General features: G+C 36.0%; 27 protein-coding genes. 5 read left to right on the top strand and 22 right to left on the bottom strand.

The window, feature by feature from the left end; all coding sequences use genetic code 11:
- Nucleotides 1-613: 613 nt before the first annotated feature.
- Nucleotides 614-766, bottom strand: a complete 153-nt coding sequence (locus tag B371_RS23625; protein ID WP_019415713.1) for a hypothetical protein — start codon at nt 764-766, stop codon at nt 614-616.
- A gap of 406 nt (nt 767-1,172) precedes the next feature.
- On the opposite strand from B371_RS23625, the gene B371_RS0118000 reads away from it, so the two are divergent.
- The 3 genes from B371_RS0118000 to B371_RS0117990 all read left to right on the top strand — a co-directional run bounded on the left by B371_RS0118000 (nt 1,173) and on the right by B371_RS0117990 (nt 2,522).
- Nucleotides 1,173-1,868 carry a hypothetical protein gene (locus tag B371_RS0118000; RefSeq protein ID WP_026023121.1) on the top strand — a complete coding sequence of 232 codons (696 nt, stop codon included), beginning with the start codon at nt 1,173-1,175 and terminating at the stop codon, nt 1,866-1,868.
- 92 nt (nt 1,869-1,960) lie between these two features.
- Nucleotides 1,961-2,266 (top strand): DUF3243 domain-containing protein, encoded by a 306-nt coding sequence (locus B371_RS0117995; RefSeq protein WP_019415711.1) that lies wholly within the window; start codon nt 1,961-1,963, stop codon nt 2,264-2,266.
- Between the two features lie 22 nt (nt 2,267-2,288).
- A complete protein-coding gene (locus B371_RS0117990; RefSeq protein WP_019415710.1) occupies nt 2,289-2,522 on the top strand; it encodes a hypothetical protein in 234 nt (77 codons plus the stop codon).
- A 73-nt stretch (nt 2,523-2,595) separates the two neighbouring features.
- Here the strand turns inward: B371_RS0117990 and B371_RS0117985 are convergent, their stop codons facing one another.
- Nucleotides 2,596-3,684, bottom strand: a complete 1,089-nt coding sequence (locus tag B371_RS0117985; protein ID WP_019415709.1) for an AI-2E family transporter — start codon at nt 3,682-3,684, stop codon at nt 2,596-2,598.
- A 365-nt stretch (nt 3,685-4,049) separates the two neighbouring features.
- Between B371_RS0117985 and B371_RS0117980 the strand changes: the two genes are divergently transcribed.
- The gene (locus B371_RS0117980; RefSeq protein WP_019415708.1) at nt 4,050-4,622 is read left to right on the top strand and encodes a GNAT family N-acetyltransferase; all 573 of its coding nucleotides are present in this window, start codon (nt 4,050-4,052) and stop codon (nt 4,620-4,622) included.
- Nucleotides 4,623-4,993: 371 nt separating this feature from the next.
- Here B371_RS0117980 and B371_RS24175 read toward each other — a convergent pair whose 3' ends face one another.
- The 5 genes from B371_RS24175 to B371_RS0117960 all read right to left on the bottom strand — a co-directional run bounded on the left by B371_RS24175 (nt 4,994) and on the right by B371_RS0117960 (nt 9,027).
- The gene (locus B371_RS24175; protein WP_019415707.1) at nt 4,994-5,404 is read right to left on the bottom strand and encodes a GNAT family N-acetyltransferase; all 411 of its coding nucleotides are present in this window, start codon (nt 5,402-5,404) and stop codon (nt 4,994-4,996) included.
- Between the two features lie 33 nt (nt 5,405-5,437).
- Nucleotides 5,438-5,827 carry a GNAT family N-acetyltransferase gene (locus tag B371_RS24170; protein ID WP_019415706.1) on the bottom strand — a complete coding sequence of 130 codons (390 nt, stop codon included), beginning with the start codon at nt 5,825-5,827 and terminating at the stop codon, nt 5,438-5,440.
- A gap of 77 nt (nt 5,828-5,904) precedes the next feature.
- Nucleotides 5,905-7,389 (bottom strand): D-alanyl-D-alanine carboxypeptidase/D-alanyl-D-alanine-endopeptidase, encoded by a 1,485-nt coding sequence (dacB, locus tag B371_RS0117970; RefSeq protein WP_019415705.1) that lies wholly within the window; start codon nt 7,387-7,389, stop codon nt 5,905-5,907.
- Nucleotides 7,390-7,555: 166 nt separating this feature from the next.
- On the bottom strand, nt 7,556-8,467 hold the full coding sequence (locus B371_RS0117965; protein ID WP_019415704.1) for a DMT family transporter: 912 nt from the start codon (nt 8,465-8,467) through the stop codon (nt 7,556-7,558).
- 14 nt (nt 8,468-8,481) lie between these two features.
- Nucleotides 8,482-9,027 (bottom strand): bifunctional transcriptional activator/DNA repair enzyme AdaA, encoded by a 546-nt coding sequence (locus B371_RS0117960; RefSeq protein ID WP_019415703.1) that lies wholly within the window; start codon nt 9,025-9,027, stop codon nt 8,482-8,484.
- A gap of 117 nt (nt 9,028-9,144) precedes the next feature.
- On the opposite strand from B371_RS0117960, the gene B371_RS0117955 reads away from it, so the two are divergent.
- Nucleotides 9,145-9,603 (top strand): methylated-DNA--[protein]-cysteine S-methyltransferase, encoded by a 459-nt coding sequence (locus B371_RS0117955; RefSeq protein ID WP_019415702.1) that lies wholly within the window; start codon nt 9,145-9,147, stop codon nt 9,601-9,603.
- Nucleotides 9,604-10,148: 545 nt separating this feature from the next.
- On the opposite strand, the gene B371_RS0117950 is transcribed toward B371_RS0117955, so the two are convergent.
- The 15 genes from B371_RS0117950 to B371_RS0117880 form a co-directional block, all read right to left on the bottom strand.
- Nucleotides 10,149-11,288 carry a CaiB/BaiF CoA-transferase family protein gene (locus tag B371_RS0117950; RefSeq protein ID WP_019415701.1) on the bottom strand — a complete coding sequence of 380 codons (1,140 nt, stop codon included), beginning with the start codon at nt 11,286-11,288 and terminating at the stop codon, nt 10,149-10,151.
- Nucleotides 11,289-11,309: 21 nt separating this feature from the next.
- Nucleotides 11,310-12,731 carry a DASS family sodium-coupled anion symporter gene (locus B371_RS0117945; protein WP_019415700.1) on the bottom strand — a complete coding sequence of 474 codons (1,422 nt, stop codon included), beginning with the start codon at nt 12,729-12,731 and terminating at the stop codon, nt 11,310-11,312.
- Nucleotides 12,732-12,882: 151 nt separating this feature from the next.
- On the bottom strand, nt 12,883-13,563 hold the full coding sequence (locus tag B371_RS0117940; RefSeq protein ID WP_019415699.1) for a class I SAM-dependent methyltransferase: 681 nt from the start codon (nt 13,561-13,563) through the stop codon (nt 12,883-12,885).
- A 73-nt stretch (nt 13,564-13,636) separates the two neighbouring features.
- Nucleotides 13,637-14,803 (bottom strand): mandelate racemase/muconate lactonizing enzyme family protein, encoded by a 1,167-nt coding sequence (locus B371_RS0117935; protein ID WP_019415698.1) that lies wholly within the window; start codon nt 14,801-14,803, stop codon nt 13,637-13,639.
- A 69-nt stretch (nt 14,804-14,872) separates the two neighbouring features.
- Nucleotides 14,873-15,718, bottom strand: a complete 846-nt coding sequence (locus tag B371_RS0117930; protein ID WP_019415697.1) for a CoA ester lyase — start codon at nt 15,716-15,718, stop codon at nt 14,873-14,875.
- A gap of 210 nt (nt 15,719-15,928) precedes the next feature.
- Entirely contained in the window at nt 15,929-16,990 is a 1,062-nt protein-coding gene (locus B371_RS0117925) for a tartrate dehydrogenase (RefSeq protein WP_019415696.1), read from the bottom strand.
- Nucleotides 16,991-17,033: 43 nt separating this feature from the next.
- Complete coding sequence (locus B371_RS0117920; RefSeq protein WP_019415695.1) at nt 17,034-17,699, bottom strand: GntR family transcriptional regulator; 666 nt, start codon at nt 17,697-17,699, stop codon at nt 17,034-17,036.
- A gap of 72 nt (nt 17,700-17,771) precedes the next feature.
- Nucleotides 17,772-18,098, bottom strand: a complete 327-nt coding sequence (locus tag B371_RS0117915) for an NAD-binding protein (protein WP_019415694.1) — start codon at nt 18,096-18,098, stop codon at nt 17,772-17,774.
- Nucleotides 18,099-18,115: 17 nt separating this feature from the next.
- Nucleotides 18,116-18,658 (bottom strand): NAD(P)-dependent oxidoreductase, encoded by a 543-nt coding sequence (locus tag B371_RS0117910; protein WP_019415693.1) that lies wholly within the window; start codon nt 18,656-18,658, stop codon nt 18,116-18,118.
- A gap of 5 nt (nt 18,659-18,663) precedes the next feature.
- Entirely contained in the window at nt 18,664-19,896 is a 1,233-nt protein-coding gene (locus B371_RS22065) for an MFS transporter (protein ID WP_019415692.1), read from the bottom strand.
- Between the two features lie 47 nt (nt 19,897-19,943).
- Nucleotides 19,944-20,492 carry a Fe-S-containing hydro-lyase gene (locus tag B371_RS0117900; RefSeq protein WP_019415691.1) on the bottom strand — a complete coding sequence of 183 codons (549 nt, stop codon included), beginning with the start codon at nt 20,490-20,492 and terminating at the stop codon, nt 19,944-19,946.
- 10 nt (nt 20,493-20,502) lie between these two features.
- A complete protein-coding gene (locus B371_RS0117895; protein ID WP_019415690.1) occupies nt 20,503-21,348 on the bottom strand; it encodes a fumarate hydratase in 846 nt (281 codons plus the stop codon).
- 16 nt (nt 21,349-21,364) lie between these two features.
- On the bottom strand, nt 21,365-21,874 hold the full coding sequence (locus B371_RS22060; RefSeq protein ID WP_019415689.1) for a PaaI family thioesterase: 510 nt from the start codon (nt 21,872-21,874) through the stop codon (nt 21,365-21,367).
- A gap of 17 nt (nt 21,875-21,891) precedes the next feature.
- Nucleotides 21,892-23,232: an MmgE/PrpD family protein gene (locus B371_RS0117885; protein WP_019415688.1), complete on the bottom strand. Its 1,341-nt coding sequence runs from the start codon at nt 23,230-23,232 to the stop codon at nt 21,892-21,894.
- Nucleotides 23,233-23,292: 60 nt separating this feature from the next.
- Nucleotides 23,293-24,453: an acyl-CoA dehydrogenase family protein gene (locus B371_RS0117880; protein ID WP_019415687.1), complete on the bottom strand. Its 1,161-nt coding sequence runs from the start codon at nt 24,451-24,453 to the stop codon at nt 23,293-23,295.
- Nucleotides 24,454-24,460 lie beyond the last annotated feature (7 nt).

Here is a 24,460-nt window from a genome sequence, read left to right as displayed (position 1 = left end):
CAATCATTCTCCTTTAAAAAATCAACAGTGATAACAATATATTTTTAAAAATAAATATAAACATCCGTTCTATCTTGTAAAAAGAAAAGAAAGTACCCAAACCTATAGGATGATTTTTGTGTACAACCCAAATATTACTAACCAAGAATATATCCTGAACAAAATTCACTTTGACTGAGAGGAAACTTGCATTTCTAAAAAAGTAAATCACGACTTCTTATTAATCGAATTACGAGAGTCACATCAAAGAAATACCGTTTTAGCATGTTAGTCTCTATATACTAAAAACACCATGAACACTAGGTTCATGGCACAGTAATTTTGTATACTTTCTATATTTTAAAAAAACGGATAACAATTAGATGTTCATGTTTATTATCGTGTTTAGGAGTTATGAAATTGACTAAAATTAATGGAATTTAATAAACTATCTTTAAGAAAAGCGCGAAGCGTATTCTAGCCCAACTCTTGCGCTGGTTGATGAAAGGCTAACGTTCAAAGCCTTTCTGTTAACAACGTATATACTTTTAATCTTTAATGTCCTACATCAACCTTATGTACATAATTCAATATATCTTTTACTAATTTTCACCACAATAATGTATATTCACTATTAGTTCCAATTTTTAAAAATACTCATAATTATTCTCGGAATAAAAAGTATACTCCTCCAAGCAACATCAAATAATATTGAATCCCTAATTTCTGCAAAGATGCTTGAAATAAAATTTTCTTTCTTATTATCACGATTATTTTCTTTCTCCATTCGTATATCCCCTAAACATATAAAAAGTTATATTATTTACGTATAATTCCAAATAGCATATATATTACTGCATGTCGCAAATTTTTTTAAAAAAATCGATGCGAAAAACCATTAGAATATTTTCCAGAGCTCCTTGCAGGTTATGGTATAGTTTAAAATCTTTGCTTAGCTTATCCTTATCATCATTGGGTTACTTTAAGCGCTAGAAGTGTTTTGTTTTATAAATTCACTATTAAAACTTCGATCATATATCCTTCTGGAATATCATCTTCACTTGTTTTATATTTCCAACCTTTTGATAGCATTTTTAAATTCCTTATTATTTTCTATCTATTCCTTAGATTTCGTTTCGATAAAGTTACCCAAATTACATTTCAAAAACTACAAACTTTTGTATACTAAGAACATGACTACTTTAACGAACGATCAAATCCGACAACTAAATATGTATAGCACATATACAACACCACCTGCTCATCCTCTTTTTACATTAAATCAACTAAAAGACATCGACTTCTTGGGAGTTGTCCAAGCTATTACGGGCATTGAAAACAAAACAGTTGCCGCTTCTTATCTAATGCGGAGATATGGCATGTTTGCTTCAACTCAGTTTTTACTGTTAGCCACTTACGATGAAATATGGATGGGTGAACTTGACGACTTAATGTTTGGTGCAAATGTGGAGTATGGCAATAAAGGAATAAGTATGTATATTGATAAAAACCACTATATCGATGTTGAATGTGAAGTTCGAGCAACTATCATTCATAAAATCTTAAAACAAACTCATTCTTTACTTGTCGAAATCCGTAAGCATTCTTCTGTCTCTCCCATGACATTATGGGAAAACGTATTTGGTTTCTTATTGTGGCATTATGGAGTTTTGTTAGAAAACCCATCAACTGCTAAACAATCCCGTATTGATTTGGAAATCTTAAAATCAAATGAGACTTGGAAAGGAATAGCTTCACAGTCTTTATTCAACACCTATTTAAAAGGGCTTGAACCAGCTCAATTATTGAACACTCCAGTTCGTACGACTTGTTGTTTTTCTAAAGACGTTCCTGGATTACTCAAATGCGGATTTTGTCCACTCGATTAGTATTAAATACCCATTTAGGTTTTAAATACGTTTAAATTCTTATGAATAGGATAAACCTATAGTAAGAATATAAAAAGGAGAGTGTTTATAACATGGATAACATTCAAGGTAAAGTTCAAGAAGAATTAAGAGAGATTACCCCAGATATGAGAGAAGAAGTTTTATCAAATTTTTCTACTTTTAAATCTTATTTAGGCGATAAAGTTTCTATGGGTGAAAAATTAGGTCTTGGTGAAGAGAAATTAGCAAAAACTGCTGAAATGGTTGCAAATTATTTAGCTAAAAATGAAGATCCAAGAAACAGCGAAGAGAAATTGTTACAAGAGTTATGGAAGTCTGGTGACAAAGACCAGCAGCATGCTTTATCTCACATGTTAGTAAATATGGTGAAGCACTAAGTTACCGAGAGGATGGATTGATATGAAAAAGAAACCTTTAGATTCAGATGAGAAGGTTCATCGAAAAAATGAAAAAGGTCCTGCTTTAGACAATCCTGACCTAGTCAAAACAGAAAAAGAGAGCCTTTTCGATATGCATGAAGACATGAAAACAGTTGACCCTATCCCTGTAGAAGAATTAAACCAAAAAGTTAAAGATGAAAAAGATAAACGTCACTCGAAAGATACTTCTACAAGTGAAGAACGCTATAAATGAAAAATCCGGTCTCTCATAATAGAGAGACCGGATTTTTCACTTTTTTAGTAGAAGTGACATATATTAAATAGAGTTACTCTTCTTCTACGGTGGCATTTGCTGCTTCTTTAATTTCTGAACCTCTCGCATACACATTTTTCATGATTACTTTAATTACAGCATAAGTAGGTACCGCTAAAATGATCCCCCAAAAACCTGCAATATTTCCTGCTGCTAAAATAATAGTAATGATTGTTAAAGGGTGAATATCAAGGACTTTTCCCATAACATTTGGTGAAATTAAATTACTCTCAATTTGCTGCGCAACGAGCATGATAATTGCCACGTATATGGCCTTTTCCGGCTCTTGAATGAACCCAATTATTAGTGCAGGTATGACTGAAATGAATGGACCTATAAAAGGAATAACATTCATCATTAATCCAAAAGTAGCGAGCAGCAATGCATACTCAAGTCCAATAATTAAATACCCAATAAGCAACATTACTCCAACAGCGAAACTTACAATAAGTTGCCCTTGAATATAAGACCTCAATGTAATATCAATGTCTACCAATGTTTTTCGAATCCATGTTTTACGTTCCCCTCTAAAGAAACTTGCTACAAATGGCGCAAATTTTTCATGGTCTTTTAATAAATAGAGAAGGAAAAATGGTACCAATACCAATAGAAATACACCTCGTAAGAAACTTTGGATAATTCCAATCATCCAGGTACCAAACCCTTGCGCCATGTCATTTACTCTTGAAGTTAGGTTATCAATCGGTTGTTCAACAAACAGTGGTAAATGCTTTTTCTGATCAACTATGAAGTCTACCATATCTTCAAAACCTTGCATGAGTTCAGGTGCATCTTGGGCAAGAGCATTAATCTGTTTTGTAATCATTGGGCTAATCATTGCCGTGAATAACCATACAATTAATCCAAGAACAATAAAAATAGCTAATATGCTTGTCCACTTTGGTACTTTTTTTGACTCAAAAAATTTAAGCGCTGGCTTCGTTAAGTAGAATAGAACACCCCCCAATAGCAAAGGTAAAAAAATAGTTTGTCCTATTACTACTAATGGTGAAAAAATATCTTTCACTTCAATAAACAATCTTATAATAATTAAGGCCAGAGATATCCCTATCCCTATTTGAAACCAAAGTTTTTTTGTCATTTTTTTCACTTCCTTGATTTATAGTTGATCTATATTTTTCAAAACTATAAATGATTGATTAAGAGAGTCTTTTTCATAAAAATGTCTTAATAAACGTAGTTCTTCTTCTCTTAATTTAACCTTAAGTGATCATCATTATTCAAAAAATATAAATTTGGTAAGAGATTTATAGGTATAAACCTTGAAAATAAATTTATTTATCCAGATTTTTACATATCTTTTTGTAAAATATTTAATGTTTCATGTTTACATTTTAAAATTACGGGTAAATATAATACCGAGGCTTTTTTCTCGCCTGTTTTTCCTCTATAAACATACAAAACAAAAACTCCGGGCAAAATACGATTTTGATAGGAGACAGATACATGAATTGGTATGAAAAACTAAATCAATATTTTCCAATCGAAGAAATGAAATCCAAAGAACATATGGAGACATTACTTGCTGAAAAGTCAAAAGTTTATATAAAAGATGAAGGTCCCAAACATGTGTTGATGTATGTTGAATTTGAAAACTTTGTATTTGTAGATTATTTATTTGTATCAAAGGAAGCTCGAGGAGAAGGACTAGGTCGCAAACTATTAGATAAATTAAAAGAAAAGAACAAAGCCATCTTGCTTGAAGTCGAACCTGTAGATTATGATGACACTGATACTGAAAAACGTCTTAAGTTCTACTTCCGTGAAGATTTTAAACATGCCTTACGAATTGGATATACTCGTCGCTCTTTAGCAACAGGCGAAAACACAGTTTTGGAAATACTTTACTGGTCACCGAGCGATCAAAGTGAAGAGGAAATTTATGAGGCCATGAAGTGGACATATGAAAACATTCATACATTTAAAGATAAGCATTTCTATGGTGATTCCTACGATCCATCAAGCAAAGTCTTAGTTTTGAAAAAAGACAAAAAACCCAATATCCTTGAATCCTTTTAAGGTTAAAACGAAAGAACCGTTCAACTGGTACTTTCGTTTTTTTATTGTAATTAGTTTAAGAAAAATTGTAAAGTAATTCCCACTATTCTTTGCTATCGAACCTCTAATTAGACTGTAATTCTTTCTTATCTCCAAATATAAAGACGACCCGAAGTAAATGTTACTTCGGGTCGTCTTGCTTTCTTATGGAATATCTTAGCGGTTGATATCAAGATCTATTTACATATTACAATCCACCCTCAATGAGGACTTTAAAAGGATGACTCAATAACAATAAAAATAGCCCACTAAATAGTTCTTGTCTTGTCTCAACAAAAAGTCTTTTTAAAAATCATTTTTCTCCTGGGGTTCATTCACAAGGTTTTATGCAGTTATCTCACATTTGTTAAATCATACGTATAATAATCTTGAGCATGGACTATTTTAAACCCAACAGAATAATACAGCTTTAATGCATGTTCATTTTTGGTTTCCACTTCTAAATGTACAGAATGGCCTAATTCACTTTGTCCTTTGACGACTTTACGAAGTACTTTTCGACCTATACCTCTACCTTGAAATTCGGGTAGAATGGAAAAACCATATATCCATGCTTGACCCTTTTCTCGCTTAATTCTAATTTTACCAACTACTTCATCATTCACTATAATCATAAGCATATCGGTGTCTTCATCACTGTCAATACGACTTTCCATATCTCTAGCATCTTCTTCAGACACACCAAACCCTTCAACGTCTAGTCGAACTCTTATGTCAATATCGTCTTTGTGAGCATTTCTCAAACTCAATCCATCTGATTCTTCAAGTTCTTGTGGCTACCAATGCATTTGATGCTCTGAGTTTTTGTAAGATGCTCCTTGGGTTGCTAAAAATCCTTTTGCTGCATCAGAAGTTGCAGGAGCATTAAGTAGAATTCTTTTAAAACTATGATTTGCCATACTCAATTTCGCTTTATTAAACAACTCAGTGAAATAACCTTTTCTACGTTCGTTTGGCTTCACCATGCCACACACTTCAGCAGTTGAGCCAAATTCATATATGCCAATAAATGCGATTAACTCTTCCTTTTCATATAGTAAAAAATCAAATTGATCTGTCCCGCGGTTACGTAACATTTCCCAGTTTAACTTTAGCTGAAATTTATCATGTGCTTCACACTCTTTTTGGAGTTTTTCTATATCTACTAGTTGTTTAGCCGTTAACACTTGATCCCCTACCTTGCTTCCTTTTTCTACCTAAAACTAGCTTCCCACATTTTGATAAGGGAAGCTAGTCATTATTTTTATTTGCTATAGGATGCAATTGCTGTAGCTATTTGATCCTCAATTGGCGTTACAGCCGCTAAATCATTGTTAATGATTACTGAGAATACAAGTAACTCCCCGTCTTTTGTAGTGGCATAGCCTGATAAAGCAGAAACTGCTGTTAATGAACCTGTTTTCGCTTTGACGTTGCCGACAGTTGGCTCGGCTTTCATTCGGTGCCGCAAAGTTCCCCCTACAAAACGTTCACTTATACCTGCGACTGGGAGCGATGCTAAAAAAGTGTTATACCAAGATTCTTTTTGCACAGAAACTAGGAGATTTGTTAATTCATTTGCAGGAATTAAATTAATATGTGACATCCCGGAAGCATCTCGAATCATTATCGTAGACATATTCAAACCCAGTCTATCCGAATGTTCTTCAATCACCTGAAGTCCCTTTGCCCAGCTACCTTCGCCATATACTACTTTACCCATTTCTTTTGCCAATACTTCTGCATGGCCATTGTTACTTAATTTCATAAATGGGATAGATAATTCTTTGAGGGTCATCGAACTTTTTGATGTTAGCAATTGAGCTTCATTTGGCGTTTTACCCATAAGCACTTTTGATGTATCTCCAAGATCAATGCCATGTTCTATTAATGATTTTTCGAATAAGTCAAGTGCATAATAGGAAGGCTCCCACACGGCGATCCACTCACGAGTGACGGTACCGCCAACCGGCACTGTCCCTTCAATTACAATGTTATTTGTTCCATGGTCTCGTTCGATTGTGATGGTCTTTGTTCCACCAGCTGCAACCGTCTTAGATCGATTATCTATTTTCACAACATCAGTTGCTGGCAACACTTTAATTGTTGCGGGTTCCCCTACTCTTGAATTCGCATGTGCTTCAACAATTACTGAACCGGCATCATAATCTGCATTTGGCGATGCGGTAAGTGCTGAAACCTGCGCAGCATAGTAGTACGATTCGTCCGTCCAGTTGATATCCTTTGATAATCGAACATTATCGTACCATGTGTCGTCTCCAATTAAATTCCCGTTCACTTTCTTGATTCCTTTAGACACAAGATCTTGTGCAAACACATCAAAATCTTTCTTTAAAAGTGTTGGGTCTCCTTTTCCTTTCAAGTATAAATTCCCTTGCAACACTCCTCCTACTACACTGCTATCACTTAACACTTCAGTAGTAAAACGATATTCTTCACCGAGAATTTCCAAGGCAGCCGCTGCTGTAAGTAGTTTAATGTTAGATGCAGGATGTAACCTTGTGTCACCTAAGTGATCATAAACGATTTCTCCAGTAGTTGCTTTCCTTATACTTACACCGGTAGTTGCACCTTTAATACGTTCATTTTGAAGTATTAAGTTAATGCTATTTCCTAACTTGGCATAATCTTCGTTTGCAACCACTTTTTGTTGATTATTATCATTAATAAAAGGCAAAAAAGCGAGAACAGCGATTAAAATAAAGACCATATACTTTTTGAACCTCAAATTTTCTCCCCCTAATAGACTATAGAGTAAAGCAAATCAATTAATAGTTGAATAGTATGCGTTTATATAACTGAAACATACACTTTTTTCTCATCATCTCTATATATGTCAAATCTTTTGTGAGTATGCTACTAATAACAGAAATCAGACTTTGTCCAGAAGAGTTTCATAGTTTCTTTCCTATTGAGAAAAATTTCATTGTGAAAGTTAGTTTTGGACGAGTAGTTAAATAGACGCCACACAATATGACAAGTAACCCGATGATCATTTGTATCGAAATAGGTTCCTGAAGTAAAAAGTATCCCCAGAAAATAGCGGATATAGGAATTAAATAAGTTACAGAAGTAGCAAATTCTGGACTTCGCTCTTTCATTAAGTAAAAGAACAATAAATGAGCAATACCTGAACCGAAAAATCCAAGTCCAATAACAGCGAACAAGATTTCGCCATTTAGATTTTGTGCAAGTGTTTGTAATTGACTTGGATTGGTGAATAGCATCATTAATCCTCCGAATGTTGCTCCGACAACCAATGTACAGGTTGTCACAAAAACGATACCTGCATCTCTTAAATGTCTTCGAGCATAATGAGAAGAAAAGCCATAACAAACAGTAGCTAAAATCATCGTACCAATTCCAATAAAACTTTCTCCAAACAATAGCGATACATCAAAGTCCATGATAATTAATATTCCAACAAAACCAATAGCTATTCCTACCCATTGTTGCTTTAACAATATAGCACCGAAAAATACAAGTCCCATTATGCCTGTAAATATAGGAGTAAATGCATTAAGGACTGCTGCTAAACTACTGTCAATTTGAGTTTGACTTAATGCTATTAATCCCCACGGCAAACCAGCGTTTATTACTCCAACTACCATTAATGGTTTCCAAGGAATAGGCTTGATAATATCTTTACGCTTAAACCATAAGTATGGACCCAGTAACAATGCACCTGCTATGCAACGAATAAAAACGGTTCCCCATACTCCTGCTGACTCACTAAGAATTGAAATAAATACAAAAGATAAACCCCAAATAAGACTTAGGGAAATTAGTGCTACGTAAACACGCATAAAATCTACATCCTTTACTGAACCTTGGTTCGATATTGTGTCGGGGAAAGCCCGACATGTTGATGAAAAGCCGTAGAAAAATGGGCAGCATTGTGATAACCGACCAATTGAGCAATGTTGATTATAAGTAAGTCAGTAGTTTGAAGTAAATGTTTCGCTTTAGACATTCTCGTTGTCACCAAATATCGTGTTGGTGATACTTTCATTTCTTTCGTAAAGACTTTCTGTAAATAGGTTGGCGAAACGAATAATTGTTCAGCCAATAATTTCAGTTTCAGTGGTTCTGCAAAATGTACTTCAATTATTTTAATGGTTTGTTTAACAAGATGTGAGCCTGGATCAATATATACCAAGTCTTCCGGGCGACAACGCTTACAAGGGCGGTATCCCGCATCAACTGCTTCAGCTAGTGTAAGGAAAATTGACACATGCTTACGTAAAGGTTTTTTAGAATGACAAGAAGGTCGACAGAACACAAGTGTTGTCGACACGCCATAAAAGAATTGATCATCAAAGGTTTCATCATTGTTTGAAACGGCGATCCATTCAATTTCTTTCATTAACAAGTGCCTCCTTTTTTCTAATAGTATCACAGTTCAATTGTCCCAAAATTGAAAGACAATAATTGAAAAGCAAATATCTCAATAGTCTTTTATAATGAATCAAGGGGGTTGCTTATGTTTACAGGTTATATTGATTCAGCTATCGGAATTATTGAAGTAAAAGCTTCGAATCTAACACTTCTTTCCGTGCTGTTTGTTGAAGAAAAACAACCAAGTGTTGAAAATAATATCGTCAAACATTTTACACAAGAAATTGATGCATATTTTAAGGGACATTTAACAAACTTTACGCTCCCACTAATAAAAGGTACTCCTTTTCAACTTCAAGTGTGGGATGAGTTAACACAAATCCCTTATGGGGAAACAAGTACATATTCTCAAATTTCTCAAAAGATTCAACGAGAAAAAGCTTTCCGTGCAGTTGGGACTGCAATTGGAAAGAATAAATTAGCCTTAGTTATTCCATGTCATCGAGTAGTAGGAAAAAATGGTGAAATAGCTGGTTTTGCATGGGGAACGTGGCGAAAAGAATGGCTACTTTCACACGAGAAGGGGCTATCTAATAAGTCTTAAAAAGGAGTTACTCAGTACGAGTAACTCCTTTTTAAGATGAGAAAATTTGCAGCAAGTTTCTACTTTTCATTCACTTAGAACTTTTCGCTCACTCAGATCAGATTTTCGCTTACCTAGAACAGTTTTCCGCTCACTCAATACTACTTTTCACTCACCCAGTACAGTTTTCCGCTCACTCAAGATTACTTTTCGCTCACTCAGTAGATAATGACCATTATATTCCAATAAAAATGTGTATACTTACTGAAACAAACGTCCCTATTAAAGTTGTCAGCTTGGTAAATCTTTTTTTTCATTGAAATAAGTTAGAAACCCCTATAATCTGATGATAAAAAGCCAGCTAATAAGAAACTCTTTACAAAATAGGCCCGTTCCTTTAAGAAAGTACAAACTTCCTGCAGCATAACCTCAAGAATAAAACAGCCTACTAAATCTAGTAATTTGTTTAACAAAGCTATTTTAATAACCAAAGAGGGCTAATCATAAAAGTCATTTTAAATAACTTTTGTGACAGCCCCTTTTTGTGTAATTGCTCATTAAATGATTTAACGGAACCCAAATTCTTTTAAAATAGCTTCTGTATGTTCTCCTACAGCAGGAATAGGATTCATAACAGACTCTACTTCATCAAACGTAACAGGCGGAATCAATGCTTGGAGCTTTCCGACTGGAGAATCCACTTCTCTCCAGCGATCCCGTGCTTTTAGTTGAGGATGATTGATTAATTCATTTACTGTGTTAAGACGCGCGTTCGCAATTTTCGCTCCTTCTAGAAGATCAATAATCTGATTTGAATCCTTTTTTTGAAAAACATTTTCGATAATGGTTTTTAAAAAATCTTTGTTACATACACGGTTGGAGTTAGTGTTAAATCGAACATCCACAGCGAGCTCATCATCTTCGAGTACATCTTCACAAAAACGAACCCATTCCCGTTCATTTTGAATACCCATAAAAACAAACTTTTGATCCTTTGCCAAAAATGGACCGTATGGATAAATCGTTGCATGACTGGCACCTGTTCGTTTCGGTTCTGATTCACCATATCCAGAATAATAAAGAGGATATCCCATCCATTCTGCCAATGCCTCCAACATAGAAACCTCTATAATCGCTCCCTTGCCACTTTTATAGCGAGCGATAATTGCAGTTAAAATGCCTGTATAGGTATACATCCCAGCAGCAATATCTGCAATAGAAATACCTGATTTAGAGGGCGTATCTTCTGTTCCAGTTACGGAGACTAAACCGGCCTCACATTGGATGAGCAAATCGTATGCTTTTTTATTCGTGTAAGGACCAAAAGAGCCATACCCTGATATCCCACAAATAATTAACTGGGGATATTTTTGTTTTAACTCTGCTGCACTAAAACCTAGGCGATCAACAGCACCTGGTGCCAAGTTTTGAATAAATACATCTGCTTTAGATATCAGTTTATCTAAAATTAATTTAGCTTCATCTTGTTTTAAATCAAGAGTAATTGATTCTTTAGAACGATTTAGCCATACAAAATGACTTGCCATCCCTTTAACTGTATCATCATAGTTTCGAGCAAAATCTCCGGAACCTGGCCTTTCAACTTTGATTACTCGTGCTCCTAAATCTGCCAGTTGCCTAGTTGCAAAAGGTGCTGCTACCGCTTGCTCTAACGATACGATCGTTATTCCTTGTAATGGGTACATCATATTCCTCCTATCATTAAATTAAACCAAACCAATCCATCTCCACCATGTTGCCGCGACAATGATTGTTGCAATGATTGATATGATGGTTGCATATAATCCAGGTTTTAGAAAGTCTTTCTGTTTTATCATTCCAGTACTATGAGCTAATAAATTTGGCATTGATTCGACAATTAAAATAAATCCAAAGAGAGAGGTCAATCCAGTTGTAAACCCAATAACTAATGGATCTATTCCAGCATTTTGCGAGACACTTATAAGTATTGGAACTAATACGACAACTGCTGTTGAAACATTTGATATCATTTTATGGAATATCTGCGCAATCAAAATAACCACGATTACAGCTATAAATGGACTTTGAATAAGAGACATGAACCAGTCTACACTTAAATATTCACTGATTGTATGTGCTGCTCCGGAATCTACAAACGTGTATCCCATAGACAGAGTTACACTTAATAATAAGACCGTATTATAATTTATTTTTACAACTGTTTCCCAAGGAGCAATACCGATTATGGGTAATGTCATTAGTACTACCCCTATTAAAGCAGGAATACTTGGATGCATTCCATGAAGTGGTTCACTTAACCATAAACCTACAATGAAAAACAAAATAATTAAGCAGCGAATCTCTTGCTTGTTCACTGGACCTAGTTCCTTTATTCTAATTTTCATTTCATCTCTAATCATAGGGAAGTACTGTTGATCTTTTGGCAACGGAAATACCTTCAATAGGAGAATCCATATAGATGGAATTAAGATGAGCCATAATGGAAAAGTATAGAAAAACCATTGAAAATACGTGATTTTAATTCCTGCAAAACGATTAAGTAGTTCCACTGTTAAAATATTACCTATTGCAGCAGTCATGACTGCCGTACCACTGATTATCCCCCCAAAAGCTACACCCAACATAATCATTTTCCTTAAATTACTTCCGGGCTTAGCGTCAACCGTTTCAATAATCATGGTGGAAACAGGTAACATTAATGCCGAACGAACAGCTGTTGAGGGAATAAAGAAAGCTTGAATTTGTTGAATGATAATAATGCTACCTAATAACCCCTTTGCATGCCCCCCCCATCTCAACAAGATTTTGTACGTCATCCTCTTAATGAGCGAAGTTTGGTTTACTGCTGTCGCAAGCATCATGCCACCAACAATCAAGTATGTAGCGGGAGAAGCAAATCCACTAAAGATGATGGATACCTCAGCAATATTAAACAAAAGCATTAATAATAGTATAATTAGAGCTGTAAGTCCTAAGGGAATTGGTTCAAAAGACCATAAAATTATTCCTAGCGTTATAATGCTAGTCATAAGTTTGGCAGAATAAGAAAATGTATCTGGCAACCAGATAAACATAGCTAAGAAAGCGAGAATCGCAAACGCAATAGACGCTAACGCGTTTAAATCCACACTAGAAAATTTCTGCATCGTTTTTCAACCTTTCCTGTTATACAACTTACCGTTCGTTTATAATACCGAGAGAATATAGTGTCTCTTCGCTGAACAGTGCTCGAAGGGAGAAAGAGAACTAAATCGATCGAATCTACTAATCCTTCTTCCATCATCTAACATATCAAATTTAAAGAGCATGACAAATCCAACCACTAAAATGATTTGTCTTGAAAAAGTTTGCAATTCTATGAAAACCAGCCTCACCTAACAATTCCCGTATTTTTTCTTCTGAAATCGATGACTCTGTAAGCGTACCTTTCATCAGTTCTTCAACTTTTGTTTCTGACAAACTAGTCGTGTCGAGCCAATAATTTTTCCATAGGGAGACAAGTTCCTTAAATTCTGGATCACTTGGATCTCCGAACTTACTGACGAGTATAAACGGTGCACCTGGCTTCAGTTGTAATCTGACTTTCTTTAGAAGCGCTAGCTTTTCTCCTATATTGGGAATGATATGAAGAACCAGTATACACGTTGCTCCGTCGAAGGTATATTCTGCTGGTACGTCTAGGATTGTTCCATTAATCAGTTCCACTCGACTATTCATTCCCATCTGCGTCGCCTTCACCCCAGCCACCTCAAGCATCGCTTTTGATGGGTCCACAACAGTGAAATTCCAATCTGGATTTGAAGGGCCAAACACTTTTAGATCGTTTCCTCCCCCACCTCCTACAATAAGAAGTGAAGCATTTCCTATTAGATTGCTACGCAGGAATGTTTGTGAGAGCCGGAGCATTGGATCATATGTGGGAAGTGTCCGCCTTACTCCTTTGTCATATTCGGTAGCAATCTCCATATTGAACTCCATCTTTCAACCCCCCCTATGTGATACTAACTTTTAGTTTCTATGAAAAGGATTGGAAATACCGGTAGCCCATTTGTTATTTACCAATGGTTAATAGTAATTTGTACAAATCCGACTTTGCCTCAAAACCAATACCTGGAACGTCTGGAAGCTTTACATAGCCATTTTCAACAGCATAGTTATCAGCGAACCCTCCGAATGGTTCAAATACACCCGGGTATGATTCATTTCCATGAAGTGCAAGACCCGCTGCAATGTTCAGTGACATTTGGTGTCCTCCATGAGGAATACAGCGTCTCGAAGACCATCCATGTTCTTTTAACATTTCGAGAATTTTTAAGTACTCCACTAATCCATAACTAAGTGCACAATCAAATTGTAGGAAGTCTTTTTCTGGATTCATGCCTGCATAGCGGATTAAGTTCGTTGCATCTTGTAGAGAAAATATATTTTCGCCAGTGGCAATTGCATGAGGATAACGTTTAGAGAGCTCAGATTGTAGATGATAATCAAGCGGATCTCCTGCTTCTTCATACCAAATAAGTTCATAATCTTTTATTTTCTCTCCAAATTCTATTGCATATTCTAAGTCGAACCGGCCATTTGCATCGACCATTAATCCGCTTCCTTGAGGGAGAATATCCAGGACTGCCTCAATGCGTTGTAAATCCTCATTTAATGAGGCACCGCCTACTTTTATTTTCACATCTCTATAACCTAAGTCTAAATAGCCCTTCATTTCATCTTGTAATTCTTTCAATCCCTTGTTAGGGAAATAGTAGCCACCTGCTGCATAAATATAAACTTTTTCATCCACTTGACCATTTCCATAGCGATCAGCAAGCAGTTGATACAATGGTTTTCCTTCTATTTTTGCTACTGCATCCCAGATAGCCATATCAATAACACCCACTGCAACTGTCCGTTCACCATGGCCCCCTGGTTTCTCGTTAGACATGATAATGGTATGTATTTTATGCGGATCTAGATTTAATCCATCGTCTGTTACTATATCTTTTGGATCTGCTTCGAGTAATCTTGGGATAAATCGTTCGTTCAATAATGCCGTCGGAGCGTATCTACCATTCGAATTAAACCCGTATCCAACAACTGGTTTGCCGTCCCTGACAACATCTGTTGTAATGGCAATTGCGGATGCCGTCATTTTACTAAAATCAATATAGGCATTTCTTATCGGACTGCTAATCGGTACTGTTTTAACTTCAACTTTAGTTATTTTCATCAATACGCACCTCATCAATTTTATTAAAATACATTTTAAATACACCCTAATCATTACTATTCTGGCACTCTAATATTTTATCAATAATATGTTCTTTGCCTTTTTATAGACAGGATAATCAACTAGTTGACTATTAACTGTAATGGAAGCTACTCCATTTTTCTCAGCTACTTCAAACGCCTTTACAATTTCTTTTGCCATGTTGATTTCTTTTTCTGAAAAGGAAAACACTTTGTGAACGGTTTGTATCTGCTTAGGATGAAGAATCAACTTCCCTTTATAGCCTAGCTGCTTGGCAATTTTCGTTTCATTTTCCAAACCCTTATCATTGTCCAAGTTTGGATACACTGTGTCTATTGGTGGTCCAATTCCCGCTGCTTTTGAAGCAATCACGATTTGTGAACGCGCAAATAACAGTTCCGTTCCACCCGGTGTAAGCTCACAATCAATATCAAGAGAGAAATCTATTGATCCAAAAGCTAATCTTGAAATCATGTCATCTGCCGACGCAACTAAATAAGCAAACTGGACCCCTTTCGCCGATTCAATTAGTGGAATGATTTCGAAGTCTTTCTGAGATTCTGTCAAAAATTGACGTGCTTTATCACAAACCTGCCTGATGCCCTTCTCACTTTCAGATTTCGGCACCATAACACCCTTAGCTCCATATGTTATTGCACATATAAGATCTAATTCCCAGAATGGTGTAGCAGGGTCATTTATTCTTATAATTATATTTTTTTCACTACTAAAACTTTTTAAAGCTTCTCTGACAGTTTCTCTTGCATTATCTTTTTCTGAAAAAGCAACAGCATCTTCTAAATCTATAATGACGTAATCCGCTTCTGAATAAATAGCTTTCTTAATGATGGATTGTTCAGTTCCGGGAACAAATAAATATGATCGTCTACTCATTTCTTATCCCTCACTTACTTTACATCGGATATTGGATACAATTTAATTCTAATACTACTAGACAATATTTTTATTGTATACGGAAAAAGACAGAAAACTTGTTTTAGCTTTCAGATTATTCATAGAATAAATTTTCATGCTAGCTCACTGTCAATCCCGCTACTTTAAATTTAATCTAATTACCTTTTTCATTATTAATATTGGTGTAAACTAGCTTTGTTCTTCAATTTTAGCGATAATTGCATCGGTTACTTCTGTGGTATTTGAATGTCCTCCAATATCAGGAGTTTTGATACCAGACTGCATTGTACTTTCAATCGCATTTAATACGATTGTCCCCATTTCCATTTCCCCAAAATGGTCTAACATCATTTTTGCTGTCCAAATTTGCCCAATTGGATTTGCTATTCCTTGTCCATATATATCCGGGGCTGAGCCGTGAACCGGTTCAAACATTGACGGATATTTGCCATTTAAGTTTATATTCCCAGCAGGTGCAATACCGATACTCCCCATAATAGCTGCCCCTATATCGCTTAATATATCTCCAAATAGATTACTCGCCACGACAACATCGATAGTTTGAGGTCTTGTTATGAAAAAGGCAGATAATGCATCAATATGAACGCTATTGGTTTGAATGTTCGTGTTGTTTTGAGATATTTCTACAAACACTTCATCCCAAAAAGGCATTGAATGTCCAATTCCATTTGATTTTGTAGCACTTGTTAAACGGCCGCTTCTTTTACTTGCTAAGTCAAAAGCATATTCCATAACGCGGGATACGCCTTTTTTTGTGAAAACAGCATTCTGAATCACTATTTCATCCATCCCATTATGAACTCTTCCTCCGCTATTGCTATATTCGCCCTCGCTATTTTCGCGAACAATCATAATATCGAAGTTTTGTGGATTTGTTAATGGAGATACTATCCCTTTTAATTGTTTTGCAGGTCTTACATTGACAACTTGTTCAAATCCTCTTCGTATATTCAATAAGAGACCCGACAAAGAAATATGATCTGCTACTAGAGAAGGATCTCCAACAGCTCCTAAAAAGATTGCATCACTTTGACTGAGTTGTTCCAGCCCATTTTTTGGCATCATTTCACCATGCTCAATGTAATATTCAGAACTCCACGGATAATGTGTATAATTGAATTTTAACCCTCCGTGGAGTTTTGCTATTGTATCCAAAACACGGAGTGCTTCCGGAACTACTTCTTTTCCAATTCCATCTCCTGGAATTACCGATATATCTAACTGTTTCATAAAAAATTCTCCCTTCAATCTACTTTTATCTTATAGTGGAATTTTAGCGGTTTTGAATGATATTAATTAAATTTTCTTTAGTTCTGATAATATGTCTTGTTGTTACTTCTTTTAGCTTTATTTCATCTTTTTCTTTTACATATTTCAACATAAGACGATGCTCATTATGAGACTCATCCAGATGATTGGCCAGTAAACTAGGTGTGTAAGGAGGGATTCCTTTCCATAGCGTATCAATAAATCCTTTAATTCTTCTCCAAGGACAACCGTCGATTAAAATCTGATGGAATTGGAAATTTAACTTCATGTATGTTTCCATGTCTGTTTCATTAGTTTTTAAGCCAACCATTTTGTCATATAATATTTCTAACTCTTCAATATCTTCTTCATCTAAAAAAGGCAGTGAGATTGCTACTGCTTCTCCTTCTAAAATTGCTCGTAGCTGATAGATTTCTTCTATATCTTCCGTTGACACGGGGGTTACCACTGCACCTCTTCTTGGTTCAATACGAACAAGTCCTTCTACTTCAAGCTGTCGCAATGCTTCCCGAAGAGGCATTCTACTTACGCCTAGTTTCTGTGCCCATTCTTCTTGCATTAAGCGATCACCCATTTTAAATTCACCTTTTAATATCAATTCCCGTAATTTAGTAGTTACCTTAAATTGTAAGGTTGCTCTGTCTTGCTCAGATAATTTGAATTTCTCCATTCTGCACTCCCTTAATTCTTTTCTACTCGAAAAAAACATTGATGTATGTGTGAGAATTAATAACAGTACCCTTTATCCTTTTATTTCAACATCGAACATTTCTTCTATATATTTCACAATAGCTGTATGGTCCTCACTACCTCTGCCTTGAGACCAAGCATGCTTCCATAATTGAAAAGAAGCACTTGATATAAACATTGGTACTTTTTCTTCTTCTGCCATATTCATAGCAATTTTTAAATCTTTTACCATTAAATCGAGTGTAAATCCAACCTCAAATTTCCTTGTTAATACTTGATTTGGAAATTTAAAATCACTTGAAAAACTTTTTCCTGTACTCGAATTAATTACATTTAACATTTTACTAGAATCTAGTCCAAGTTTAACTCCTAGTGCCAATGCTTCGCCTGTTGCTGCTAAGTGGTTGCGGAAATCATATTATTTAATGCTTTTATTGTATGTCCGGCTCCCGCATCTCCAACATGAAAAAGATTTTGTCCTATGCAACTTAAAAGCGGTTTAACTTCTTCAAAATCAGCAACTTCTCCACCGACCATTATGGATAGTAATCCATCTTCAGCTTTTTTTACTCCTCCACTGACAGGAGCATCTATCATTCTGAGGCCTTTATTCTTCAAAATATTGCTTAATTCCTTTGTTACTGAAGGAATAGAAGTAGTCATTTCAATTAATAAATTTTCCGGACGAAAAGTCTTCAATAGCCCTTCTGGACCTAGTAATGTTTCTTTGACGATATATACATTGGGTAAGACTGTTATAACATACTCATACTTTAATGCTAAATCCGCAGGGCTTTCTGCTTCCTCAGCCCCTAATTTTACCGCTGTTTGAATAAAGTCTTTATTGATATCAAAGACTCCTACCTCTACATCTTGCTCTAATAGCCTCTTCGCCATTCTTCCACCCATATTACCTAGACCTATTATCCCTACCCTCATCGGTGTTATTCTCCTTTCATGCTTAGCTCTCTGACCTCTTTACTTTCCCTACTACTTACAATAATTTTTAAAAATAATATTCCCGCTATTGCAGGTAAAATTGCACAAGTTAAACTGACGCCCAACCAACCAAAACTGGACCAAACAAAACCAATAGCTGTTCCACCGATAGATGCTCCTGTGTAATAACTGACTAAGTATAAGCTTGTGGCTCCACTCCGATGATGTTGAGCAGTTATCCCGACCCAGTTGGATGCCATAGCATGAGCTATAAAAAAACCAAAACAGATTAATGATAATCCCGTAATGATGAAAGAAGTATGCATGAATAAAGTTAGGAGATTTCCTACTATCATAATAATAAGTCCAGTACATATGGTCCTAATTAATCCGAATTTTATTGATAATCTTGAGGAAAATAAAGATCCTACTACCCCAAACAAATAAGTAAAGTACAGAAAAGAAATAAATTGGATCGATAAGTTATATGGGTCTTTTTCTAGGTGGAACGGGATATACGTCCAAATGCCTGAAAATCCTAATTGGATTGTCATCCCAAAGATAAACGCATAAAGAAGTAGTGGTTCTTTTAAGTGAATAGTCATGCCACCAAAGTCTTGAATAAATGTTCCTTTATTAAACTTGAAAAAGTTTGATCTTGGAAGCAATTTGATGACAATAACACTTATCACTAGACCTGCACTGGCAAAAGAATAAAATCCTAGTTGCCAATCAAAGTTTTCCGCAAAATACCCACCAACATAACGACCCGCCATTCCTCCAAACGCATTACTCGAAATATATAGCGACACGACTAAAGCACGGGACTTCATATCAATTTCTTCGTTAATATAAGCAATCGCTGCCGCTGGTAAACCTGCTAGCATAAATCCCGTGAATACTCTCCAGACAAGTAACCACTCAAAAGAGTCAACTAGTGGTATGAAAAATAAAGACAGGATTGAAAGTAATAAAGTCCAACGCATAATGTTCACTCGACCTATGCGATCGGAGAAGAATCCGAATATTAACAATCCAATTACTAACGAAAGCGTCGTAAGAGTAAATGCTAGACTTGAATATGCTGGTGATATTTGAAATTCTCTTGAAAATATAGGTAGTAATGGTTGAACAATGTAGAGATTCCCGAAAATCATAAAAGAGGCTAAGAGCAACCCTATAACAATTCTCCAGAACTCCCATTCGTTACTTTTATAAGGAGCTTTTTTTGTTTCCAATCCTTATACCTTCTTTCAAATTGTCATTGAAAGCTTTTCCCTTAAAGTTACAACTTATATTTCGCGACCCCTTCTTGGTAAATGTCCCCGCCATGTATGTCATTGATGACGAATACTGGAAACTTTTCAATTGTTAATTTGCGAATTGCTTCTGTTCCTAAATCTTCATATGCAACTACTTCAGCGGATTTGATTGAACGTGAGATTAATGCAGCAGCTCCTCCAACTGCACCAAAATAAACTGCCTTATGTGTTACTATTGAGCGTTTCACTTCTTCGCTTCGGTAACCCTTTCCAATCATGCCTTTCAACCCTTTTTCAAGAAGCCTTGGAGTGTATAGATCCATTCGACCACTAGTTGTAGGTCCAGCTGACCCAATAGCCTCGCCAGGCTTTGCCGGTGTTGGGCCTACATAATAAAGAACCTGTCCCGCAAGATCAATTGGAAAAGGAATTCCTTCTTTTTCTTGTTCGACCATTCTTTTATGGGCCGCATCTCTGGCAGTGTAAACAATCCCAGACAGTAAAATTCGATCTCCTGCTTTTAAAGAAATTAATTCATCATCATTTAATGGAAGTCTGATTTCTTTTGGCACATTACTCTCCTCAATTCACAGTAATAGTTTGATGACGGCTGGCATGGCAATTAAGGTTTATAGCAACGGGCAACGCAGAAATATGACAAGACTCAACTTCTATCTTCACATCCAACGCCGTTGTACTTCCACCCATCCCTTGTGGACCAATACCCAAACGATTAATTTCAATTATTAGCTCTTCCTCTAACTCAGCAATTTCAGGATCGGTATGGCGAATTCCTAATGGTCGAAATAGTGATTTTTTAGCAAGATACGCACAACGTTCAAAGTTCCCGCCAATACCAACCCCTACCACTAGCGGTGGACATGCATTCGGACCAGCTTCTTTAACAATGGATAAAATATACTTCTTTACTCCTTCCATGCCGTCAGAGGGTTTTAACATTTTTAAATCACTCATATTCTCCGCCCCTCCTCCTTTGGCAGTCATATGAATCGTAAGATGTTCACCTTCTACGAGTTCAATATGAACGACAGCCGGTGTATTATTCCCCGTATTTTTCCGATTTAATGGGTGATAAATTATAGAATTTCTCAAATAACCTTCCCCGTACCCCTTCGCAACCCCTTCATTGATCGCATCTACCAAGCTTCCCCCTACGATATGGCAGCTTTGACCTACTTCAACAATAAAGACTGCTGTACCTGTATCTTGGCACATTGGTACTTGTTCAGCTTTAGCAATATCAGCATTTTCGATTAACTGTGCAAGAATCTCTTTACCGGTTTCTGAGCGCTCCGTTTTTAATGCTTTTCTAAAAGCAGAATAAACATCCTCTCCCAAATTAGTATTAGACTTCTTACACATTTCCTTTACTTCTTCAACGATATCTTGATAATGAATTTCTTTCATTTCTCATCCTTCTTTCTTATCCTCTAACGATATAAAAGGTACCAAGAGCCTTTGCTATTAATCTTCCTTTTTCATCAGTGATAGTGCACTCGGAAACAACCATTCTCTTTCCTTGGCGTAGAATGGATGGAGTTGCTATAAGACGGGACCCCTGGCCTTTTTCTATAAAGTTGACCTTCAATTCTAAGGTGAAAACTTTTTCTCCTTCTGCTAAGTTCTTTAATATGCTAAAGCCGATAGCAACATCAGCAAGCGTATAAATAGAACCTCCCTGAGCGACCCCGTATGTATTTTCATTTTGTAAACCTAGCTTCATCTCAGTTGTTCCATCTAGATTTTCTTTAATCCCTAAAAATTTACCTAAAAAGTGCATTGGAATCGTTGGGGACTCTTGATTAGAAGCTGAGTCCTGATATAGAGATAGCAAATAAGATATTTGACTCAGCTCATTCTTACTCAAGGTTTTTAATTGTTGTTGAATAAAATCTAATTGTTTATCATGTTCAATGTTGCTTTCGTCAATCATTACTTCTCCCTCTTTATCTAAATATTTGCCATTATTTCTTCAGCATTCTCTAATAACTCTAGCTCAAATATAGCTTCAGCAATATTTGTTCTTTTCTTGTCTGAATATTTACTAGACAAATTCATGAATTTTTCTAACAGTTCTTCTGTTGTCACAGCATTTTCCGGATCTCCTTTTGGAAAGTCTGTAACCTTTTTTATTGTTTCTCCATTTGTAAAATTAACCTCCACAGTAGCACCCCATTGATTAGGATAATTTGCATTAATTTGCGGATCTAATACAACCTTTACTTTCTTCATTAAGTTTCGGATTTCTTTATCCCATAAAGTAGACTCATCAAAGTCGTCTAAACTTGCTTTCCCTCTTAGAATGGCCAATGCTGAACAAAATTGCACACTAAACTTAGCGGCATACTGTGTTTGGGGATCATTATTATCTGTAATATTAATAACCGCTTGATACGAGTTAACGGTAATAGACTGTATTTCTTTGAGAGAAGGAGTTCGTTCGTTAAAGATCTCTATTAATAAGTCGATAGCGTGATGTGTATGTCGACACGAGGCATGAATTTTAAAGGAATTTTCTAAAATCTTATATTCCTCACCCAAACCTTCAGTTATCTTTTCTTCATTGTATTCTTCACTCATAGCTTTAAAAAATCCTCGTTTGCCTTCGAGTATTTTCTGAGGACCAGTAAACCCTTTTTGGGATAATAGTGCTGACATTACTCCGTTCATCGCCGCTTTACCCGTGTGAAGCTGTTTTGTCATTGCTCCATCTTCAATAAACTCCCACAACCCTGCTGCCTGAGTACCCGCATTGCCTAATGCATTTATCATTTCCTCTTCATTTAAATCAAGTAATTTTGCAGCAGCAATAGCTGCCCCAAAAGTTCCACATGTAGCAGTATTATGCCAATAATAGTAATGAGAAGGTGATACTGCTTCTCCAATTCTAAAACAAACTTCATAGCCGATAACTATTGCAGTAATTAACTCTTTTCCAGATAATTTTTTCCATTCTGCAATAGCGATTGCTGCAGGAATTACAACAGTCGCAGCATGGATAATTGATCCTTTATGGATGTCATCAAGCTCCACTGTATGACTTGATGCACCATTCACTAAAGCGGCGTTTAAAACAGAGGATTTTCCTCCAGTAAAAAGGCTTGCCTGCTCCGTTCCCCCTAAGTCCTTTACTAATTCACTTATCAGTTGAGCAGGAATTTTATCGGAACCAGCAATAGCTGATCCAAAATAATCTAATATGCAAAGCTTCGTAAATTCAACAACGTTAGGTGGTAGCTGTTCATACGATAAATCCAGACTGTATTTTGCTAACTTTCTACTAAGTTCCATTTCTCTAATCTCCTTTTAAATAAATTAAAAATCCATTGTAAAATCATATGGCTTTTTAATTTAAAATGATCTTGGCATTCCCAGAACATGTTGGCCAACATAGCTGACGACAAGATTATTCGTAACAGGAGCAATAATAAATAACCGTGCTTCTCTAAACTTCCTTTCGATATGGTACTCTGTAGCAAATCCGTAACCACCAAAAGTATCCATGGCAGAGTTTGCTGCTTTCCACGTAGCTTCAGAAGCTAAATACTTCGCCATATTTGCCTCTGCTCCACAGACTTCATTTGCATCAAACATTTTAGATGCTTTGTCCCTCATTAGCTTTGCTGCTTCAATTTCCATGTATGCACGTGAAATTGGAAATTGAACCCCTTGGTTTTGCCCAATAGGCCGACCAAATACTTCTCGTTCATTTGCATATTTTACTGATTTATCAACGAAATATAAACCGTCTCCAACACTTTCGGAAGCAATTAAAATTCTTTCAGCATTCATCCCACTTAAAACGTAACGGAATCCTTTTCCTTCTTCACCAATTAAGTTTTCTACCGGAATCTCTGCATTCTCGAAAAACACCTCAGTAGTAGCATGATTAATCATCGTTTCAATATCACGAATAATAATTCTATCTTTTTGATCTTGCATATCTAAAATAAATAAACTCAATCCATCTGTCTTCTTCAGTACTTTATCTTTCGGCGTTGTTCTTGCCAGTAACAACATTAAGTCTGAGTATTTTGCACGTGACGTCCAAATCTTTTGACCATTTACAATATATTTGCCACCTTGTCGCTCAGCTGTTGTAATGATGCTGGTCGTATCGCTTCCAGCAGTTGGCTCGGTAATACCAAATGCTTGTAGACGTAATTCTCCACTTGCAATTTTAGGCAAGAACCGTTTCTTTTGTTCATCATTTCCATGGCGAAGAACAGCCCCCATCGTGTACATTTGTGCATGCCCAGCCCCAGCATTCCCTCCCGAACGGTTGATTTCTTCCAAGATAATTCCTGCTTCAATCATACCAAGCCCCGATCCACCATATTCTTCAGGAATCAATACCGACAACCATCCTTCATCTGTTAAGGCTTTAATAAACTTTTCTGGATACTCCTGATTTTTATCAATTTCTTTCCAATAATCTTCAGGGAATTTTTCACAAAGTGATCGCACACTTTTCCTGATAAGATTTAAATCTTCCATTGTACTTACAGACATATAAACA

Source organism: Paenisporosarcina sp. TG20 (assembly GCF_000286315.1).
Lineage (GTDB): Bacteria > Bacillota > Bacilli > Bacillales_A > Planococcaceae > Paenisporosarcina.
The sequence above is the reverse complement of the archived record's forward strand: the minus strand, read 5'-3'. Positions and strand labels throughout refer to the sequence as shown.

Coding starts and splice junctions, on each gene's coding strand:
- B371_RS23625 (WP_019415713.1), bottom strand. CDS start 766: ATGGAGAAAGAAAATAATCGTGATAATAAGAAAGAAAATTTTATTTCA.
- B371_RS0118000 (WP_026023121.1), top strand. CDS start 1,173: ATGACTACTTTAACGAACGATCAAATCCGACAACTAAATATGTATAGC.
- B371_RS0117995 (WP_019415711.1), top strand. CDS start 1,961: ATGGATAACATTCAAGGTAAAGTTCAAGAAGAATTAAGAGAGATTACC.
- B371_RS0117990 (WP_019415710.1), top strand. CDS start 2,289: ATGAAAAAGAAACCTTTAGATTCAGATGAGAAGGTTCATCGAAAAAAT.
- B371_RS0117985 (WP_019415709.1), bottom strand. CDS start 3,684: ATGACAAAAAAACTTTGGTTTCAAATAGGGATAGGGATATCTCTGGCC.
- B371_RS0117980 (WP_019415708.1), top strand. CDS start 4,050: ATGAATTGGTATGAAAAACTAAATCAATATTTTCCAATCGAAGAAATG.
- B371_RS0117965 (WP_019415704.1), bottom strand. CDS start 8,467: ATGCGTGTTTACGTAGCACTAATTTCCCTAAGTCTTATTTGGGGTTTA.
- B371_RS0117960 (WP_019415703.1), bottom strand. CDS start 9,027: ATGAAAGAAATTGAATGGATCGCCGTTTCAAACAATGATGAAACCTTT.
- B371_RS0117955 (WP_019415702.1), top strand. CDS start 9,145: ATGTTTACAGGTTATATTGATTCAGCTATCGGAATTATTGAAGTAAAA.
- B371_RS0117950 (WP_019415701.1), bottom strand. CDS start 11,288: ATGTACCCATTACAAGGAATAACGATCGTATCGTTAGAGCAAGCGGTA.
- B371_RS0117945 (WP_019415700.1), bottom strand. CDS start 12,731: ATGCAGAAATTTTCTAGTGTGGATTTAAACGCGTTAGCGTCTATTGCG.
- B371_RS0117940 (WP_019415699.1), bottom strand. CDS start 13,563: ATGGAGTTCAATATGGAGATTGCTACCGAATATGACAAAGGAGTAAGG.
- B371_RS0117935 (WP_019415698.1), bottom strand. CDS start 14,803: ATGAAAATAACTAAAGTTGAAGTTAAAACAGTACCGATTAGCAGTCCG.
- B371_RS0117930 (WP_019415697.1), bottom strand. CDS start 15,718: ATGAGTAGACGATCATATTTATTTGTTCCCGGAACTGAACAATCCATC.
- B371_RS0117925 (WP_019415696.1), bottom strand. CDS start 16,990: ATGAAACAGTTAGATATATCGGTAATTCCAGGAGATGGAATTGGAAAA.
- B371_RS0117920 (WP_019415695.1), bottom strand. CDS start 17,699: ATGGAGAAATTCAAATTATCTGAGCAAGACAGAGCAACCTTACAATTT.
- B371_RS0117910 (WP_019415693.1), bottom strand. CDS start 18,658: ATGAGGGTAGGGATAATAGGTCTAGGTAATATGGGTGGAAGAATGGCG.
- B371_RS0117895 (WP_019415690.1), bottom strand. CDS start 21,348: ATGAAAGAAATTCATTATCAAGATATCGTTGAAGAAGTAAAGGAAATG.
- B371_RS22060 (WP_019415689.1), bottom strand. CDS start 21,874: ATGATTGACGAAAGCAACATTGAACATGATAAACAATTAGATTTTATT.
- B371_RS0117885 (WP_019415688.1), bottom strand. CDS start 23,232: ATGGAACTTAGTAGAAAGTTAGCAAAATACAGTCTGGATTTATCGTAT.
- B371_RS0117880 (WP_019415687.1), bottom strand. CDS start 24,453: ATGTCTGTAAGTACAATGGAAGATTTAAATCTTATCAGGAAAAGTGTG.